This is a genomic window from Flavobacterium sp. (assembly GCF_027533505.1).
GTDB lineage: Bacteria > Bacteroidota > Bacteroidia > Flavobacteriales > Flavobacteriaceae > Flavobacterium.
This window is the reverse complement of sequence record NZ_JAPZUB010000012.1, coordinates 1-18589: the sequence shown is the minus strand read 5'-3', so window position 1 is coordinate 18589 and position 18589 is coordinate 1. Positions and strand designations below refer to the sequence as shown.

Annotated in this window: 11 protein-coding genes; 8 read left to right on the top strand and 3 right to left on the bottom strand. The window is 39.1% G+C overall.

The window, feature by feature from the left end; all coding sequences use genetic code 11:
- Window positions 1–31: 31 nt before the first annotated feature.
- The 3 genes from pgmB to O9316_RS03835 all read right to left on the bottom strand — a co-directional run bounded on the left by pgmB (window position 32) and on the right by O9316_RS03835 (window position 3408).
- The gene (pgmB, locus tag O9316_RS03845; protein WP_298205030.1) at window positions 32–685 is read right to left on the bottom strand and encodes a beta-phosphoglucomutase; all 654 of its coding nucleotides are present in this window, start codon (window positions 683–685) and stop codon (window positions 32–34) included.
- Complete coding sequence (locus tag O9316_RS03840) at window positions 678–2198, bottom strand: MFS transporter (RefSeq protein ID WP_298205029.1); 1521 nt, start codon at window positions 2196–2198, stop codon at window positions 678–680. The genes pgmB and O9316_RS03840 overlap by 8 nt, the downstream gene beginning before the upstream one ends.
- A gap of 187 nt (window positions 2199–2385) precedes the next feature.
- The gene (locus tag O9316_RS03835; protein WP_298347001.1) at window positions 2386–3408 is read right to left on the bottom strand and encodes a LacI family DNA-binding transcriptional regulator; all 1023 of its coding nucleotides are present in this window, start codon (window positions 3406–3408) and stop codon (window positions 2386–2388) included.
- 227 nt (window positions 3409–3635) lie between these two features.
- Here O9316_RS03835 and O9316_RS03830 point away from each other — a divergent pair, with 227 nt between their 5' ends.
- From O9316_RS03830 to O9316_RS03795, 8 genes are all read left to right on the top strand, one after another.
- The gene (locus O9316_RS03830) at window positions 3636–6572 is read left to right on the top strand and encodes a SusC/RagA family TonB-linked outer membrane protein (RefSeq protein ID WP_298205027.1); all 2937 of its coding nucleotides are present in this window, start codon (window positions 3636–3638) and stop codon (window positions 6570–6572) included.
- A gap of 12 nt (window positions 6573–6584) precedes the next feature.
- Entirely contained in the window at window positions 6585–8189 is a 1605-nt protein-coding gene (locus O9316_RS03825) for a RagB/SusD family nutrient uptake outer membrane protein (protein ID WP_298205026.1), read from the top strand.
- A 26-nt stretch (window positions 8190–8215) separates the two neighbouring features.
- Entirely contained in the window at window positions 8216–9268 is a 1053-nt protein-coding gene (locus O9316_RS03820; RefSeq protein ID WP_298205025.1) for a SusE domain-containing protein, read from the top strand.
- 60 nt (window positions 9269–9328) lie between these two features.
- A complete protein-coding gene (locus O9316_RS03815; protein WP_298205024.1) occupies window positions 9329–12181 on the top strand; it encodes an alpha-amylase family glycosyl hydrolase in 2853 nt (950 codons plus the stop codon).
- 102 nt (window positions 12182–12283) lie between these two features.
- A complete protein-coding gene (locus tag O9316_RS03810; protein WP_298346997.1) occupies window positions 12284–15073 on the top strand; it encodes an AsmA family protein in 2790 nt (929 codons plus the stop codon).
- Between the two features lie 71 nt (window positions 15074–15144).
- Complete coding sequence (locus O9316_RS03805; RefSeq protein ID WP_298346994.1) at window positions 15145–16581, top strand: MBOAT family O-acyltransferase; 1437 nt, start codon at window positions 15145–15147, stop codon at window positions 16579–16581.
- A 2-nt stretch (window positions 16582–16583) separates the two neighbouring features.
- Window positions 16584–17480, top strand: coding sequence for a hypothetical protein (locus O9316_RS03800; protein ID WP_298346992.1), 897 nt, complete (start codon window positions 16584–16586; stop codon window positions 17478–17480).
- A 74-nt stretch (window positions 17481–17554) separates the two neighbouring features.
- Complete coding sequence (locus O9316_RS03795; RefSeq protein ID WP_298346989.1) at window positions 17555–18400, top strand: S9 family peptidase; 846 nt, start codon at window positions 17555–17557, stop codon at window positions 18398–18400.
- The last annotated feature ends 189 nt before the right edge of the window (window positions 18401–18589 follow it).

Genomic DNA, 18589 nt, shown 5'->3' with positions numbered 1-18589 from the left:
TTGGGTAGAAACCCTAATACTATTCTATTTTCTATGATACGAGCGATTCAATAAAAGAAGGCTCAATAAAGGTAAAGTCTTTGAAATGGTAGTGGGCTTCTTTTAAAATAGCGGGATCCCCAATGCCAATGCTGGTCATATGGGCGATGTTGGCGGCTTGAATACCCGCGACACTGTCTTCAAAAACAATTGCATTTTCATTGGTTACGCCAAGTAAACGAGCGGCTCGAACGAAAACTTCGGGATCGGGTTTGGCGTTGGTTACGTCATTCCCGTCTACAATCGCATCGAAAAAAGCCATGATATTGACTTTTTCGAGAATAGGTCGTGCATTTTTACTGGCTGATCCTAAGGCAATAAAGTGTCCTTGGCTTCGAATGTATTCCAAAACAGGGAGCACTCCGGGTAAGATTTCATCTTCATCCATATTTTCGATATAGGACAAATAATCTTGATTTTTTTTGATGAGCCAACGCTCTTTTTCTTCGTCGGTGGCGGACAGGTTTCCGAGTCCCAAAATAATCTCTAGGGAACGTACTCGACTCACGCCTTTGAGCTCTTCGTTGTGTTCGGGCGTAAATTCGATGCCGAGTTCCTGGGCCAGTTTTTGCCAAGCGAGAAAATGGTATTTTGCCGTATCGACAATAACCCCGTCAAGGTCGAAAATGAAGGCTTTCTTACTCATTGATGTTTATTTTACTGCTTGTCGTTACGGTTAGTGTTAAAAATCCAGCTAAAATCATGGAAATTCCTCCAATGATTAAAGCGTAAATAGGTTCGTTGTTAAAAAACGTTTTTACCAAAAACCCTAAAATTGTTCCGGCTACAATTTGAGGAATTACCACAAAAAAGTTGAATACTCCCATGTAGTATCCCATCTTTTGCGCGGGTAATGCACCTGAAAGCATTGCATAAGGGATGGAAAGAATACTAGCCCATGCAATTCCAACTCCAATCATGGCAAGAAGTAATCCAACCTTGTCGGAGAGAAAGTAAATGGAGATGAGTCCGAATCCACCGAAAACAAGGGCCAACATGTGGGTAAATTTGTTGCTCGTTCTTTTTGCCAATACAGGAAGTAAAAAGGCAACCGCTGCCGCAACCCCATTGTACACGGTAAACATTACTGAAACCCAGTCGGCTGCATCATTGTAAATTTTTGATTTCGCGTCTGTAGTTCCAAAAACATGACCCGTAACAGCGTTGGTGGTATAAATCCACATAGAGAACAATGCAAACCAAGAGAAAAATTGTACCCAAGCCAATTGTTTCATCGTTTTGGGCATGTTGAGTAAATCGGTAATAATGGTGGTAAATCCGTTGTTGATTTGTTTTTTACGCAATAGGGAAACCAACATAAAAAGCACCCCTGCGGTCAAAATTCCTATCGATAAAATGTAGAGCTCTTTGTGGCTGTCTTTGGTTGTTTGGTTTAAATCATGCACGAAATAGGTGAGTAAGGAACCGATAATCGTAAGTACAAATCCAATAGAAAGCTGGCGCGATTCGCTACACGTTTTTTCATGGGAGGCGTCATTATGGTTTTCACTTCCTTTTTCAAAGGCGTGGAGTTCTTCAGGGCTATATTCTTTAGAGCGAATAACGGTCCAAAGAACCGCGAGTAAAAAGACAACGCCGCCAATATAAAATGACCATTTCACAGAGGGCGGTATGATGCCTTCGGGCGCTGTATTGGCTACATTAAACCAATTGGTAAAAATGTAGGGAAGTGCCGAACCTACTACGGCGCCCAATCCTATGAAAAAGCTTTGCATAGAGAAGCCCAAAGTGCGTTGTTGTTCGGATAAGTTATCCCCTACAAAAGCACGAAATGGTTCCATAGAAATGTTAATGGAGGAATCCATAATCCACAAGGTTCCTATCGCGACCCAAAGCGATGGTGAATTGGGCATAAATAGTAAAGCGATGGAGGAAAGAATTGCTCCCACCAGAAAATAAGGTCTTCGACGGCCTAAACGCGTCCAAGTTCGGTCTGAAAAGTAGCCCACAATAGGTTGTATAATCAAACCTGTGAGCGGTGCAGCCAACCAATAAAGACCTATTTTGTCTACTTCGGCACCTAACGTGTCAAAAATTCGTGAAGTGTTTGCATTTTGCAGGGCAAAACCAAACTGTATCCCTAGGAAACCAAAACTCATGTTCCAAATTTCCCAGAAACCTAACTTACGCTTTTCCATTATCGTGTAACGTATTGATTACTAAAACGATAAGCATAAAAAGCTTACCAAAACTTACTCAATTTTCGAAGTACAAGTAAGCGTTTGATGTGGTAAAGATAATAAAGTTTTGAAACTCGTAATTTTTTACCCCATTTTTTTGTGAAAACAGCGTAGCGAAAACGTTTTTTGTTGAAAAAAATAAAAATTAGCGGGTAGATTCACGTTCTACCAAAGCCGTTTCAATGACTTCTGTTTTGTACTGTTCTTCGATTTCCAATTCTTCGTTTTCCAGTCGTTCGATAAGCATTTTGGCTGCTTTTTCGCCCATTTTTACTCCATTTTGGCTTACGGTAGAAATACTGGGGGTGGAGTATTTGGAAATGATGCCATCGGTAAATCCAATGATGGAAATGTCGTTAGGAATATGGAGTCCCAATTTTCCTGCTATTTTGATAGCAGTTACTGCAAAAATTTCATTGACGGCAAAAATAGCTTCAGGTTTTTGTTCGCGGAGTAAAGTTTCAATTTGTGCATCAAAATTATCGGTGTCTTCAATTTTTAAAATCAAATTTGGGTCAACTTTCAAATCGTGGTCCATCATAGCTTTGGTGTAGCCATCGGTGCGTAATTTGCCAACACTCACGTAATCAACGGTGGTAATTAGCGCTATTTTTTTGAAGCCTTTATGGATAAAAAAACGCGTTGCATTGTAAGCGGCTAAATTATCATCGATAATAACTTTATCGCACAAAATATCGTTGGTTACCCGGTCAAACATGACGACAGGCATCCCTTGATTGATCACTTCAGTGATGTGGTGAAAGTCCCTTCTTTGCTGCGTTTCTTTGGAAAGCGACATAATAAAACCATCAATACTTCCGCCCGCCAACATTTCCATGTTGATGACCTCTTTGTCAAATGATTCGTCCGACAAACAAACCAAAACGTTGTACCCATTTTCGTTGGCAACATGTTCAACACCGCTGATTACTGTAGCAAAAAAGTGGTGAATAATCTCTGGAATAATGATGCAAATTGTTTTTGTTTTTTTATTCTTGAGACTTAGTGCGATATTGTTGGGTTTGTAGTTGTATAATTTGGCAAAAGCTTGCACTTTCTGTCGGGTATCTTCGCTGATTTCGGGGCTGTCGCGTAACGATTTAGAAACGGTTGAAATAGACACATCCAATTCTTTAGTAATTTGCTTGAGCGTTACTTTTCTTTTCATGTCAATTTTTTGTATGCTGTTTAATTGCGAATAAAGGTAGCTTAAATTTTTTAGTCTATCAATTTTATCCTTAATTTTATGGTGCATTCTGAAAGTTTTCAACACGAAAACGTTTTCGAGAGGAGTATATTAAGGTCTCATTTTTTTAAACTAAAAATTATCCTAAATTTAACGCTTCGAAGTGCAAGTACAAGCAAAAAAACAAATTATTAACCTAAACAAAATGTATGAAAACAATTTATAACAAGTTGTTGTTTTTCTTGCTCCTTTTGCCGCTTTCCGTTTTGGCTCAAGCGACATTGGAGGGTAAGGTTGTGGATTCTAAATCCAACCAACCCCTTCCGGGAGTTAACGTGGTTGTCCAAGGCACACAGTCGGGGGTTTCCACAGACCTTGATGGTAATTTTAAAATCGGTAAACTAAAAAATGGAGATGTTCTCGTCTTCTCGTTTGTCGGTTATAAGAGCCAATCCATCGAATTCAAAGGTCAAAAAAATGTAGCCGTTTCCTTGGAAGAAGATTCCAATACTTTGCAAGAAGTAGTGGTACAAGTAGGGTACGGTTCTGTTAAGAAAAAGGATGCCACGGGAGCGGTATCTGTTTTAGGAGTAAAAGACTTCAACAAAGGCGCGATGGTTTCTACCGACAACCTTCTTCAAGGTCGTGTGGCTGGGGTGACTATCAATGCGGGTGGTGGAGCGCCTGGAACAAATCCTGTGATTCGTATTCGTGGGGGTTCGTCGCTTAATGCTTCTAACGATCCTTTGATTGTAGTGGACAACTTTCCGATTTCAAATGCTACGAATACGGGGTCAACGTCATTTTTAGCTTCTCTTAACCCCAATGACATTGAAAGTATTTCGGTGTTGAAAGATGCTTCGGCTACCGCAATTTACGGTTCACGGGCTTCCAACGGGGTGATTTTGATTACTACAAAAAAAGGAGGTAAAAAATTATCCGTGGATTTTAATTCACAATACGGTTCCGGTTCGCTAGTGCGTAAAGTGGACGTATTCAATGCCAATGAGTTTCGTAATTTAGTAGCGGCTCAATTTCCAGGAGAAGTAGGTAAATTGGGTACAGCAAATACCGATTGGCAAGATGAAATCTACAGAAGAACCGACTTCATTGACTCCAACTTATCTTTACGGGGTAATTTATTTGGAAAGGTGCCTTCGCGTTTGTCGATCGGGAATACCTATCAAGAAGGATTGCGTTTAACGAATAAGTTTAACCGTAATACCATTTCTACTACTTTAATGCCAAGCTTCTTCAACGATCATTTGAAAATTCGTGTGAATGCCAACTATACGATGGAGAACAACCGCTTTGCCGACGGGGTAGAAGGTTCTGCGATTACGTTTGACCCAACGCAACCCGTGTATGATGCGGCTTCTCCTTTCGGAGGTTTCTTTGAATACCGCAATGGGAACTTGTTGACACCAAACGTGCAACGCAACCCAGTGGCGCAATTGATGTTGACCTACGATACGGGTAGCAACCACCGTCTTTTTGGTAATGTGGAAACCGAATATAAGTTTCATTTCTTCCCAAGCATGAAAGCGGTTGTGAACGTTGGTTTTGATGAGTCTAATGGAGAGCGTACCCGTTTGGTTCCAAGAGATATTGCGGCTTCTGGTCCAATCAATGTAAATGAACTTTATGGTGTCAATGAATTTTCAGAACGTACTATACGTACTAAGCTATTTGATTCTTACTTATCGTACAATAAAAAAATCAACGATTTAAATATTGATGCGCAAGCAGGGTATTCCTATCAAGTTTATGAAGCTTCACAATTCTTTACTCGTAATATTTTACAGCCCAACTACAATGCCATAGGGCCTGAAAATGATATTGAAACCGACAACGTTTTGATTGGATTGTTTGCTCGTACAGTTTTAAATTATAAGGACAAATATTTACTTACTGCTAACTTCCGACGCGACGGGTCTTCTCGCTTTTCTGAGTCCAACCGTTGGTTAAATACGCCCGGTTTGGCTTTTGCGTGGAAAATGAAAGAAGATTTCTTCCAATCGTACAGCAAACTTTCTGATTTGAAATTGCGATTAGGATGGGGAGTAACTGGTCAGCAAAATATTGAAGACGAACGCGCAAGAAATTTTTATTTGCAACAATATAATGTAGGAAATAATACCAATCAAATTTTCTTTGGAGGCAGTTCGTTCCCAATAGCTATTTCAAGTCCTTACAACCCCGATCTAAAGTGGGAACAAACAACAACCTATAACGTTGGTTTGGATTACGGTTTCTTTAATAACCGTTTGAATGGTGCAATTGACGTATTCTATAAGATAACCGATGATTTGATCTCTAATGTGGCTTTTGCCGATGGGAGTAATTTCACTAACAGAGGATGGGCCAACGTTGGTAGTTTATCTACCAAAGGGATTGAACTAGCCGTTAACTATGATGTAATTAAAAGCAATAATTTGAATTGGAATTTAGCTTTTAATGTTTCGACATTTGAGAGAAATATTGAATCGCTATACAACGGTGATGATATACTTCGTGGCGATGCAGGTGCAGGAACTGGTAGTACCGCTTTAATTGACCGCGTGGGTTATACCCCTGGATCTTTCTATGTATATAAGCAATTGTATGATGGGGCGGGACGTCCTATTGAAGGGGCTTATGCCGACTTAAATGGTGATGGTATTATCAATGGAACTGACCGTTACGTATATATGAACGGCGATCCCGATGTAACTTTTGGTTTGGCTTCGAGCTTTAACTACAAAAACTTTGATTTCAATTTCAACATGCGTGCGAGCTTAGGAAACCGTGTGTACAATGCGGTGAATGCTACCCGAGCGCAGTACAATTTAATCCGTAACAACGGAGTGTTGTCCAACCTTCCCAACAACGTACAGTCTACGGATTTTACCAATACACCCGATGTGTTTTTATCGGACTTGTACGTAGAAAATGGATCATTCTTACGTATGGATAATATTACCATGGGATATACCTTCCCTAAATGGTTGGATGGAAAAGCAAGTTTGCGTGTATTTACAGGGATGCAAAATGCATTTATCATCACCAAATACAGTGGTATCGACCCTGAAATTAATGGGGGTATCGACAATACCATCTATCCTCGTCAACGCTCACTATTGTTTGGGGTGAACATGAAGTTTTAAAAAAAATGTGATATGAAAAATATGTTTAAAAAATCGATTTATCTGTTAGGTTTATCGCTGGCGCTAACGTCCTGTACCAAAGATTTGGATGTATTGTCTGAAGATGATGATGTCTTCACAGCGGAGGCTTTTTACAGCCAGCCGGGGGCTTACGAGCGTGCTTTGGCTGGGGTGTATGGAAATTTATCCTTGACAGGAACTCAAGATGCTGGGTCTTCATTTCTTCAAGGAATTGACGCGGGAACAAGTCAGTACGGCCGTTGTTTGTGGTATTTACAAAACTTAACCACCGACGAGGTAATTTGGAGTTATGAAAATGACCCGGGAACACGTGAATTACAACGTGCAATTTGGACAGCAAACAACCCTATTTTCTTAGGAATGTTCAGCCGTACTATGGCTGAGGTTGCTTTGGCGAATGAGTTTTTACGTCAGACAACGCCTGCTAAGTTAAGCTCTCGTGGTGTTACCGATGCTACCCAATTAAGTAACATTGCCACGTACCGTCAAGAAGTTCGTGTTTTACGTGCATTAGCCTACTACAATATGATGGACTTGTTCGGAAAAGCGCCTTTTGTTACGGAGAATGATCCTGTTAACTTTAGAGGTCCTGAGTACAACCGTCAACAATTGTTTACGTATATCGAAAATGAGTTGAACGCGGTTATTCCAGACTTAAAAGCGCCTCGTACCAATGTGTACGGTCGTTTGGATCAAGCGATGGCTCGTATGATTTTGGCTAAAATGTATTTGAATGCAGAAGTGTTTATTGGTTCACCAAAGTACACGGAATGTGTGGCACAATTGAACCAAGTTATTGGTGGAGGATACACGTTAAGCTCAAACTACTTCAATAACTTTACGGCCGACAACCACATTTCTCCTGAAATGATTTTCTCTTTACAGTCGGATGGTGTTGTTACACAAAACTTTGGTCCTACCACTGTAATGATCAACGGTCAAGTAGGTTCTATGGAAGCCAACGGTGTTTCGCTTGGTGTTGGTCCCGGCGGTTGGGGTGGCGCATTACGCTTACGCAAGCAATTTGTACAAAAGTTTGATGGTACTGCTTTTGCATCTGATGCGCGTAAGAGTGCTATTTTACCCGGTTCACGTAACATAGATATTACCGATATCGCAAACCGTGATCAAGGATATATCTTAGCGAAATACAAAAACGTATCCTCTACAGGAGTTGCGGGACCAAATTCTACTTTTGTAGATACTGATTTCCCGCTGTTCCGTTTGGCTGATGCTTATTTAATGTATGCTGAGTGTGCCGTTCGCGGTGCTTCGGGTGCTACATTGTCTCAAGCGGTTACGTATGTAAATGCCTTACGCGAAAGAGCGAATAATGGTAGTTCTAGTGCAAATATTAGTGCTGCTGATTTGACATTAGATTTTATCTTAGATGAGCGTTCTCGTGAGCTCCACTGGGAAGGTCACCGTCGTCAAGACTTAATTCGTTTTAACAAATTTACAGGAGGAAGCTACAATTGGGCATGGAAAGGAAATGGAGTGAATGGTATCGCTATTTCCAACAACTTAAAAGTATTCCCTATCCCAACCAATTCTATTGCAGCTAATCCGAACTTAACACAGAATCCAGGTTATTAATCCAACACAATTAAACAATTTTGAAAATGAAAAAAATAGTTAAACCCATACTAGCTTTTGCTCTTTTATTTGGTGCAGCTTCGTGTACCGATGAGCAGGATTTAATTTTTACAACACCTCCTGCTGAATTTAAAATTCTTTCTCCACAATCGGGTGGCTCGGTAGTTTTATCTCCTGAAACACCGCTTAACCCAGGTTTAGCTTTAACTTGGGAAGATGCTGATTATGGACAAGCGACTCAAGTGAATTATACAATCCAAGTGGATAAAAGTGGCGACAACTTTGATAATCCAATCGATGTAACCTCTACCACTACTACATTTGCCACCATCAATTCTGATGTTTTGAATGGTGCATCAGTAGGTGCTGGATTAACACCTTTTACACAAGGGGGGCTTGAAGTGCGTGTCAAATCTACCATTGGAACTACAGGTAGTGAAGCTAAATATTCGGATGTTATTACGTATTTAGTAACTCCTTATTCTACAGACTTGCCAAAGTTAGCGGTTCCAGGTAACCACCAAGGTTGGAATCCACCTACAGCACCAAGAATTGCTGCTTCTGCTTTCGGTCAAACCGATTATGAAGGGTATGTTTGGTTAGATGGAGGATACAAATTTGTGGCTCCAGATGCATCTGGTAACTTCAACTGGGGGAATACCGATTGGGGAGATGATGGATCTTTCTCAGGTGTTTTAGTTGAAACAGGCGAGTCTGATTGTACCGCTGCAGCAGGGTACTACAGAGTTCAAGCCAATACCACTACTTTGGCTTATACAGTAACTCCTACCACATGGGGAATCATTGGTTCTGCTACACCAGGGGGTTGGGATAACAGTACGCCATTAACGTACAATGCAACTACAAAAAAATGGACAGGAACGGTAGTTATGACTTCTGCAATGTTCAAATTTAGAGCAAATAATGCATGGACAATTAATTTAGGTGGTGATAGCGATGACGACGGTTCCATGAATTACGATGGTCCAGATATTGCTTCACCAGGAGCTGGTACTTATTTAGTTGAGTTGGATTTATCTAACCCAAGAAAATATACCTATACGTTAACCGCGCAATAATAAACCCTAAAGCAAGGACTGCTTAACCTCAGTCCTTGCTTTTTTATAATTCAAAATGCTATGAGAAAATTATTATTATTTATTGGCTTAACCCTCTCTACAGTGCTGCAAGCACAAGTAATAAGTTGGCAAGGAGGGACCAACCCCGATCAAAACCAAGCGGCAGTGATTCTTTTTGATAAAAGTACCACGCCCTTAGCCACTTACACCGGCGTAATTTATGCTCACACTGGGGTTACGCTCAATGGAACACCTTGGCAAAACGTAAAGGGTTCCTGGGGAGACAATACGACTCAACCTGCTTTAACTCAGCTTTCAGGCAACATTTATCGATTAGATTTGACACCCACGTTGCAATCGTTTTACAATGTGACCACAGGCGCTATTACCAACGTGAATATTGTATTTCGAAATGCACAAGGGAATGCACAGAGCGTCGATTTAGTTCTAAATGTAGGTGCTTTCCAATCCTCACTGACGGCTCCTGTCAATGGCAGTAATACGTTATTGTCTTCAGGGCAAAACTTTTCAGTGACGGCAACCAATACCAATGGTAATGCCAACTATACCTTGCAAGCTAATGGGGCAACCATTAATACTTTCACGGGTTCAAATTACTCCTATACAGATGTCAATGTAACACAAAACAAAACCTATCAATTATTGGTTAACCAAGGCGCTGTAACTTTCACGTATACTTTTAGTGTTGTTGTAAATGCAGGAACATCTAATGCTTCTATGCCCGCTGGGTTAGAAGACGGTATTAATTACAACAGTTCTGACAACACCAAAGCGACACTTGTACTTACAGCCCCAGGTAAGGATTTTGTTTATGTGGCCGGTAGTTTTAATAACTATCAACCGGATTCATCATTTTTGATGAAAAGAGATCCTTCAACGAATAAGTTTTGGTTAGAATTAACCAACTTAACACCCGGAGTAAATTACAACTATCAATATTGGGTTTGTGATCAAACGCCAACAACCAACTCTCCCGCGGTGGTGAAAACAGCCGATCCGTATTCAACATTGGTTTTGTCCAATTTTGACGATCCTTTCATCCCGGCTTCGAGTTACCCAAATATTCCTGCTTATCCCGCTGGCCAACAGCGTGAAGTAACCGTTTTAAGAACGGGGCAAACCCCTTACAACTGGAGTAATGCTACATTAAATTTCGTAAAACCAAATAAAGACAATTTAGTCGTTTACGAAGTATTAGTGCGTGATTTTGATGCCAACCGTAACTATCAAGACATTATCAACCGTATTGATTATTTTAAAAACTTAAAAATCAACGCGATTCACTTCATGCCTGTTATGGAATTTGAAGGCAATGAAAGTTGGGGGTACAATACCTCCTTCCACATGGCTTTGGACAAGTTTTATGGAACGGCTGACAAATTTAAAGAGCTTATCGATCTTTTACACCAAAACGGAATTGCCGTTATCCTTGATGTTGCTTTAAACCACGCCTTCGGAAGAAATCCAATGGTACGCATGTGGATGAAAGATCCTGATGGTGACGGATGGGGAGAGCCTGCTGCCGATAATCCTTATTTTAATGAGTTCTCAAGACACAGTTACAATGTAGGAAGTGACTTTAATCATAGCTCTCAACTTACACGTTATTATACTAAACGTGTAGTTAAACATTGGATTGAGGAGTTTAAAATCGATGGATTCCGTTGGGATTTAACCAAAGGATTTACCCAAAACTGTTCTGGGAATGACGAAGCTTGTACTAATGGGTATCACCAAGATCGCGTAGACGTTTTGCGCGAATATGTAGACTACACTTGGTCCTTGGATCCTTTCCACTTGGCTATTTTTGAGCACTTAGGGATGGATAGTGAAGAGCAACAATGGGCTAATTATCGTATCAACGAAAACCCAAGCAAAGGGGTAATGATGTGGGGAGAATTAACCGCCCCTTATACGAAATTAATTGAAGGTTTCTCAACAGGTGCTGACATCACACGCATGGGGCACGTAAGCCGTGGATTTAATGCAAAACGTTTGTTGGGATATCCAGAAAGTCATGATAAGGATCGTATTATGTATTCTGCGCTTACTTTTGGTAATGGAGGAGGAACATCACCTGTTATCAATAACTTGAACAATGCACTTTACAGAATGTCGGCTATCGGTGCGATCAGTTTGTTGATTCCAGGCCCAAAAATGATCTGGCATTTTGCGCCTCTTGGAATGAATTTATCCATCTTTACGTGTACTAATGGAACGGTTAATACCGATTACGACACCACAACAGGCGATTGCAAATTGGATACCAAACCACAACCACAATGGGTTAACAACTGGTTAGGTGTACCTGAGCGAGCAAAAATTTACAACGATTGGTCTAAAATGATTGATCTTAAATTAAGTAACCCAGTATTTAACGGAGATTATGCTATCAGTCCTGACGGGAACAATATACGTCAACGGGTGTATGTATTTAACAATTCATTGCCAACCTCTCAATTGCGTAATGTGGTCATTTTAGCAAATATGTCAGTAGCTTCACAAGGAATCCGTCCTGATTTCCCTTACACCGGAACTTGGTATAATTTAATGGATAACACTCCTGTAAACGTAACAAGCACTTCGGCAACGATTACCGTTGAAGCCGGTGGATTCAGAATTTATGGAAACCAACCTTCTTTAAGTAATGATCAATTCTCAAAACTAGATTTCGTTACCGTAGCACCAAATCCAACAACAGGAACAATCATCGTGAATACCAATTTAGCCGTTATGGAAGTGTATTCCATCACAGGACAATTAGTGAAAACCTTTGAAAATGTAACTATGGATCGCGAGTACTCCATCGAGGATTTAAAGGGTGGTTTGTATGTTGTAAGATTAGTTGACGAAAATGGACAAACCAAATCCGTCAAATTGATTAAAGAATAAATTTATTTCAATAGTTAGTGTGAAAAAGGTTTCTGTTTTAACAGGAACCTTTTTTTATTCTTTCAAGTTGCCTTAGCTTTGTAGCGAAATTAGTTTAGACCCATGAAACGATTGATTGTCAAGTCCCTGAAGATATTTTTTGGAACCTTAGGTGTATTACTCTTGGCCATGTTTTTATTTCCCATTCTTTTTCCCGGGAAAATCGAGCAAGAAGTCAAAGATTTTGCCAATCGTCGCTTGAAAGGGGAGCTCAATTTTAAAGAAGCACAGCTTTCTTTTTTTAGTCATTTTCCCTATTTAACACTATCGCTAACCGAATTTGATTTGAAAGGTTCGGCTCCTTATCGCAATGAAACTTTGGTCTCGGCCGATGAAATTGCCTTTGGGATCAATTTGAAAACACTACTCTTTGATGGTGCGGTCAGTATTGATAAAATTTTTTTGGATCAGGCTTTAATAAATGTAAAGGTGGATAAAAACGGAAACGCCAACTATAATGTGTATGTTTCTGAAGATAAAGCGCCCAAGGATTCAAAAGAAAAGTCAAAAGATACGTCCTTACAATTGGAACGAATATCCATTGAAAACACCCATTTGTCATTCAACGATCAATCCACAGGGATACATATCAAGGCCAAAGGATTTAATTATTTGGGAAAAGGCGATTTAGATCAAGCCATTTTTGATTTGGATACTGAGGCAGAAATAGAAGATTTTAGTTTTTCTTTCAAAGGTGAAAATTATTTAAAAAATAAAAAAGTCAATGCCGAACTAATCACCAAGATTAACACCAATTCACTATCGTTTATTTTTGAAGAAAACAATTTAAAAATCAACCGATTACCTATTGATTTTGTAGGGAAATTAGATTTCTTAAGCAATGGCTATGATTTGGATTTTAAAATCGAATCTCTTGATAGTCAACTCGCCGATTTTTTTACGGCTTTACCTCCTGCCTATGTGACGTGGCTTGATAAGACTCAAGTAGACGGGCGCACCGATTTGGTTTTTACCTTGAAAGGAAAGTATATTGCCGCTACACAAACCAATCCCGATATCGGTTTCCAGATGAAAATCCGTGAAGGTGAAATCAATCATAACAAAGCTCCTGTGGCGGCCTCCAATATTTATTTCAATTTTGAAACGCGAATTCCGGAGTTGAATCCTGAAAAGTTGGAAGTAAATATTGATTCTTTATTTTTAAATGTGGGAAGCGATTATGCCAAAGCAATTATCGAAACAAAAGGATTAAAACAACCTACAATCAAGGCAATTATTCGCTCAAAAATGGATTTAGCCAAGATGAATCGGGCACTCGGCATTACTGCTTTTCAAGTACGTGGAACCCTGTTCTCCGATATTGTGGCTCAAGGCACTTATGATGCCAATCAAAACCAAATTCCATCAATCAAGGCCAAACTAAAATTGACCAAGGGATACCTTAAAACCAGTCATTATCCCAATCCTATTACAAATATTCACGTCGAAACAACCCTAACCGATACATCGGGACAGTTAAAGGATTTGCAAGTAGCAATCCACCCCGCTTCTTTTGTGTTTGAAAAAAACCCTGTTTATGTAAAGGCAAAACTTCAAAATTTGGACAATCTTCAATATGCGATTCAAGCCAAAGGGGTTCTCGATATCGGACGTATTTACAAGGTTTTTTCTCAAAAAGGGTTAGGGGTAAAAGGATATGTAAAAGCTAATGTTCGATTGAAAGGAACGCAAAGCGATGCTGTAAATGGGAACTATTCAAAGTTGCAAAATTCGGGAACACTCTACCTTCGCGATATCGCCACGACGTCAACCTATTTGCCTAAACCGTTTGTAATTAAAGAGGGAAAATTTTCCTTTGTCCAAGATCAAATGCAGTTTCAAGATTTTAAAGCAACCTACGGGCAATCGGATTTTTTAATGAACGGTCAGTTGCGTAACGTCATTGATTTTGTGTTGTCGACCACGGGAGTGCTAAAAGGAGATTTTGTGCTTTCCTCAAGGTTTTTGAATGCCGATGAGTTTTTGTCAGAAAAACAAGGGGATACAAGTACAGCTTCAAGTCCACAAGTGATCGAAAAAGGGGTGATTGTATTGCCCAAGAATATGGATTTGCAATTTAGAGCCCAATTGGAGGAACTTAAATTCCAAGATTTAAAAGTGCATGGATTTCAAGGGAAATTGGGACTCAAAAACGGTCAGTTGCAATTACGCGACGCTGCAGCAGAAATCATTGGTTGTCAGGTGAAAATGCAAGCCGATTATGCCGATGAAACGCCTAGTCGAGCGGCATTTGATTTAAAGGTAAAAGCAACCGATTTTGATGTGCAACGGGCTTACAAAGAAGTCAAATTATTTCGCGAAATGGTAACGGCTGCCGAAAGTGCCCAAGGAATCATCGGTTTAGATTATGCAATACAAGGTAAGTTAAATGACCAAATGATGCCCATATTCCCCTCGTTGAAGGGGGGAGGTGTTTTGTCGGTAAAGAAGGTCAAAATGAAAGGGTTTAAGCTGATGAATGTGGTCAGTCGTTCCACAGGTAAGGACAAGTTAAAAGACCCAGATTTATCAAAAGTTGATATTAAAACCAAAATAAACAACAATATTATTACTATCGAACGCTTTAAGTTTAAAGTAGCGGGTTTCCGACCCAGAATTGAGGGGACGACAAGTTTTGACGGGCGATTAAATCTTAAAATGCGCTTGGGATTACCACCCTTGGGAATCATTGGGATTCCTCTTAAAATTACAGGTACCCAAGAGAATCCTCGCGTTCGATTGGGGAAACAAACTGAAAATTTGGAAGAGACTGAATATCAAGAGGGAATGGAACACACCCCAAACTCCACTTCACCCGGGACTGTTCCGGTACCACCCACTACTGATAAATAGAAAGGGAATTTATTGATCAATGCTAAAAAGATGATTCGTATTCCTTAATTTCGTGCGCTAACCGATTACCAATGCTTTTTAATTCGCTATCGTTTTTACTTTTTTTGCCTTTGGTATATATGCTATACTGGTTTGTTTTTCCAAATCAATTAAAACGGCAAAATATCATGTTGCTTTTGGCGAGTTATATGTTTTATTCCTTTTGGGATTGGCGGTTTTTGTTTCTTTTGTTGTTTTCAACTGGCTTAGATTATTATTCGGGTCTTTTTATGGCCGATGCTAAATCACAGGTGCAAAAACGGTTTTGGTTTTGGATAAGCATCGGGATTAATCTTGGTTTTTTAGGGATTTTTAAGTATTACGATTTTTTTGCCACTTCTTTTGCCGAAATGTTGGCTCAAATAGGTTGGAAAGTCAATGTCGTCTTGCTACAGATTATACTCCCAGTAGGTATTTCATTTTATACGTTTCATGGATTGTCTTATGTTATTGATATCTATAAAGACCGTATTTCGCCCGAACGCAGTTTTGTCAATTACGCCCTCTTTGTTAGCTATTTTCCCTTACTCGTCGCGGGTCCGATTGAGCGTGCTACTCACTTACTTCCCCAAATAAAAGCACCGAGAGTATTTAATTTTGAAAAATCGAAAGAAGGTATTTATCAAATCATATGGGGGTTTTTCAAAAAAGTTGTCATTGCCGATACCTGTGCTGTCTATGTTAATACTATTTTTGAAAATTATGAAACTGCCAATTCCCTTACGTTATTATTGGGGGCCATTTATTTTGCATTTCAAATTTATGGAGACTTTTCGGGCTATTCCGATATCGCTTTGGGGGTGTCTAAGTTGTTTGGGATAGATTTGTTGCGCAATTTTAATTTTCCCTATTTTTCAAGAGATATCGCAGAATTTTGGCGCCGTTGGCATATTTCATTGTCCTCTTGGTTTCGCGATTACCTTTATATTCCACTTGGAGGTAATCAAGGCTCATTGACCAAGAAAATTCGCAACACATTTATTATTTTTTTAGTAAGTGGATTTTGGCATGGAGCCAATTGGACATTTATCGTGTGGGGAGCATTGAATGCGTTTTATTTTTTACCCTTATTAATTCGCCAAAAGAATCGAACGCATCTTACCATTGTGGCTCAAGGAAGACTTTTTCCAACACCTAAAGAACTTTTCCAAATGCTATTCACCTTTGGAATGACTACATTAGCATGGGTGTTCTTTAGAGCGGCTAGTGTTACCGAAGCTTTTCACTATTTAAAAAATATGTTTGCTTTTTCCTTTAATGGTGGAATTCAATATTTGTCAATTGATCGCTATAGTATTGAATTGGTGGCACTGTTGATGGTGTTTATCGGTCTAGAATGGTATGCTCGCGAAGGGGAACATCCGATTCGAGGGCGGTTTACGGCCTTAAAAGCAAGTGTATTGATACTTGGTGTTTTGTTAGTAGGCACGTATTCAAATCCGAGTAGTTTCATTTATTTTCAATTTTAAAGATGAAAAAGTTTATACGTTTCTGCTTCAAAGGATTAGGGATAACAGTGCTGATTTTATTCGCGTTAGATCTCTTATTCACAGGAGTAATGCAAGAAGCTACTCCACGAACCAAATATCAATTTCTACGACAGCTTAAAAATAAACACATCAATTATATTTTTATCGGTTCCTCCCGTGTCGATAATGGGATAGTACCTGAGGTTATTCAAAAAAAGACAGGGAAGTCATCGGTCAATCTCGGTTTTCAAGCGTCAAAGATGAATGATTTGTATACGATGCTACAATTGATAAATGCCTATAAAATTTCGTATGATACCCTCTATGTTCAGATCGATTACAATTATAATCTCAAAGGGTATTCCAACATGATGAAGTACGAAATCATGCCATTTATCCACGAAAATGCAGCAACGCGCCATTATGCCCATACACAACTAGCCGATGATCCCTTGCTGTTTTATATGCCATTTTACAGGTATGCCCAAAATGATTTGAAGATAGGCGTTCGAGAGTTTTTAATGAACTGTGTGGGTAAAAAAACCTTTGTATCAACAACGCAAGGTTATAATTCTTTGGAGGGTTCGCACACCACGCACGGCTACCGTTTGCCTAAAAAATTGGCGCCTAAGAATACCACTTTTGAAGCCATGAAAACCTACATCAAAACCCATAATATGCGGGTTCGATTTTTCTGCGCTCCATTTTGTTTGAACGTAAATAACAAAGCCTATTTGCTACAGTTGAAGCAACGAATTCCTGAATTAATCGATTTTTCTGCAGTAGTTTCCAACGATAAAATGTTTAATAATTGTGCCCACTTAAATGATGCTGGTGCAAACTATTTCACGCGATACTTTGTTGAACATGAGTTGCAAAAATCGAGTAAATTGCAATAATTCCATTTTAAAATAACATTAAACCATATTTCATTTTTATTGTCAAACCCAATAATGTGTAAAAGACTTATTTGATGCGAATTTTACAATTACTCGTAGTGTCCTTTTTATTGATATCCTGTCAAAAAGATGAGGCGCAGAATTTAAATACATCTTCTAGAGAGACTAGGACAATCACGTACAATAATGTAAACGTCACTGTAGTTATTGACAAACCTGCCATAAACAATCCTGATGTATTGCTTGTATTTCATGGAACAATTGAAAGTGATTCTCAATTATTGACTGCTGCAAATAAAACTCTTGATGAGTTTAAAAAAGTAGTGGAAAGAGATGATATGATGATTATAAGTGTGGCTCATCCCCAAGAATTTATATTGTTTGGGGATAACATTTTACAAGCTGAAGCGGCCTTGTTATGGGTAAAAAACAACGCCAGTGAGGAACTAGGCATTACAGTGGGTAAAATATTTTTAGCGGGACATTCTCAAGGAGGGTATTTGGTTACTCGACTAAATACAATGCATCAAACAAATGGGGTTATTGCCAGTGCCCCCGGCCCTTTAAATCTTGTTTATCGGTGTGATCTTGAAGAGAATGGGCAAGTAGTGTCTAGTTCAACTTGTACGAAATTGAAAAATGTTTTTGGACTAACTTCAGAAAATCCTAATGCCTATTTTGAAAGGTCCTTATTGAATTTTACCAATGGCTTCAAGTCGGATATACTATTTGTACAAGGATTGAACGATTCTCCCATACAAATGTACTCATGGCCTATTTTCAAACAGGAAATACAAAATTGCGGTAACTGCCAAAACAGTCAATTTGTTGAAATAGCTGGAGGGCATAATGCTCTTTTTATAAACGCTTTAAATACAATAGCCAAACAAGAAGTTAATAATTTTATCAATACACATTAACACTATAAATGCTTACAACGCATGATGATACCTTTATTTTGAAATGAACTAAATAGTCATCCCTTAAAAAACAAATAACTGTCTGATTGTTATTTTATTACAATAAAATTTAGCTAGAAATAGATGATAATTATTGCCAAAAATGGTATATTTGAGTATAAAATAGTGGCAATATGTTAGGCAAAATAA

Bases quoted from the DNA above. Each gene is read 5' to 3' on its own strand.
- O9316_RS03800 (WP_298346992.1), top strand. From the start codon at position 16,584: ATGAAAAAGTTTATACGTTTCTGCTTCAAAGGATTAGGGATAACAGTG.
- pgmB (WP_298205030.1), bottom strand. From the start codon at position 685: ATGAGTAAGAAAGCCTTCATTTTCGACCTTGACGGGGTTATTGTCGAT.
- O9316_RS03825 (WP_298205026.1), top strand. From the start codon at position 6,585: ATGAAAAATATGTTTAAAAAATCGATTTATCTGTTAGGTTTATCGCTG.
- O9316_RS03840 (WP_298205029.1), bottom strand. From the start codon at position 2,198: ATGGAAAAGCGTAAGTTAGGTTTCTGGGAAATTTGGAACATGAGTTTT.
- O9316_RS03820 (WP_298205025.1), top strand. From the start codon at position 8,216: ATGAAAAAAATAGTTAAACCCATACTAGCTTTTGCTCTTTTATTTGGT.
- O9316_RS03830 (WP_298205027.1), top strand. From the start codon at position 3,636: ATGAAAACAATTTATAACAAGTTGTTGTTTTTCTTGCTCCTTTTGCCG.
- O9316_RS03805 (WP_298346994.1), top strand. From the start codon at position 15,145: ATGCTTTTTAATTCGCTATCGTTTTTACTTTTTTTGCCTTTGGTATAT.
- O9316_RS03795 (WP_298346989.1), top strand. From the start codon at position 17,555: ATGCGAATTTTACAATTACTCGTAGTGTCCTTTTTATTGATATCCTGT.
- O9316_RS03810 (WP_298346997.1), top strand. From the start codon at position 12,284: ATGAAACGATTGATTGTCAAGTCCCTGAAGATATTTTTTGGAACCTTA.
- O9316_RS03815 (WP_298205024.1), top strand. From the start codon at position 9,329: ATGAGAAAATTATTATTATTTATTGGCTTAACCCTCTCTACAGTGCTG.
- O9316_RS03835 (WP_298347001.1), bottom strand. From the start codon at position 3,408: ATGAAAAGAAAAGTAACGCTCAAGCAAATTACTAAAGAATTGGATGTG.